The organism is Heyndrickxia coagulans DSM 1 = ATCC 7050 (assembly GCF_000290615.1).
Lineage (GTDB): Bacteria > Bacillota > Bacilli > Bacillales > Bacillaceae_C > Weizmannia > Weizmannia coagulans.
In genome coordinates this window covers 1-964 of record NZ_ALAS01000272.1, presented here as the reverse complement: position 1 = coordinate 964, position 964 = coordinate 1, and the positions used below count along the sequence as shown (strand labels likewise).

Below are 964 nucleotides of genomic sequence, written 5' to 3'. Positions count from 1 at the left end.
TTATGCACAGTAATATAACTGGTATTTCGAAACAGCCCCTACTTATCCAAAAAAGCAAGCGAAGCGTGGTAATTGAAAGTGACAAAGAGAATGTCTCGTGATACCCGATATTTAAACCTTATCGAGAAAACTTGACAAATACCTCATTCAAGAAGTATTTGAATTCTGCTTGAAATAGACATATAATGAGTAAAGATTAGGGAAAAATAATGAAAAGTGTCGCAGTGTGCAGGAATGTTGCCTATTACATTTAGCAGGGAGAGAACTGTATGAAAAAAAGTAATCACATACGGAACATTTGACCTTCTCCATTGGGGGCATATCAATTTACTGAAACGCGCAAGAGTATTAGGCGACCATTTAATCGTCGGCCTTTCATCGGATGAATTTAACGAAATCAAAAATAAAGAAGGACCTCTTTTCTGTGAAAAATGGTTAGGGAACTGTTCATTTCCTTATACTTACTGCTTTTTCGCGTACTGTTTACATTATGTAAAATTTTCCCTTTGAAAAGGAAAATCACATTTGTCGTCTCATTTGAGCAGAACAGTTTATATGTGTATGAGGAATTGAAAAAGCATCCCGTTTCTTTTCAGACAGTGTTCGTTTGTACTTCTTCCTGCTATCGCCGTGTTGCGGAAACCGTCCGGCAAGAGAAGGTATTTCTGTTTGAAATGAAAAATTTGCAGCATTTTATCCGCAGCCTATACAACATTGCGACATCGAAATTTGTGATTGTTGATAACTATTATGGTTTCCTGGCTGCCGCCCGGTTTAAAAAAGGGGTGGAATGCATCCAGCTCTGGCATGCAGCAGGGGCCGTTAAAACATTCGGCCTTGAAGACAAAACGATCCGCACGAGGGGCAAGCATGCCATTGAAGCGGTTTAAAAAAGTGTATGCCCATTTTGACCGGGTAGTGGTGGGGTCTGAAAAAATGAAGCATATTTTTATGAGGGCTTTCG

Annotated in this window: 1 protein-coding gene and 1 pseudogene; both read left to right on the top strand. The window is 39.4% G+C overall.

All coding sequences use genetic code 11. From position 1 onward, the window contains the following. Positions 1-282: 282 nt before the first annotated feature. A pseudogene (locus tag IC21_RS16480) lies at positions 283-411 on the top strand (adenylyltransferase/cytidyltransferase family protein); the annotation flags it as partial. A gap of 95 nt (positions 412-506) precedes the next feature. After that, positions 507-890, top strand: a complete 384-nt coding sequence (locus IC21_RS14440) for a CDP-glycerol glycerophosphotransferase family protein (RefSeq protein ID WP_235801123.1) — start codon at positions 507-509, stop codon at positions 888-890. The last annotated feature ends 74 nt before the right edge of the window (positions 891-964 follow it).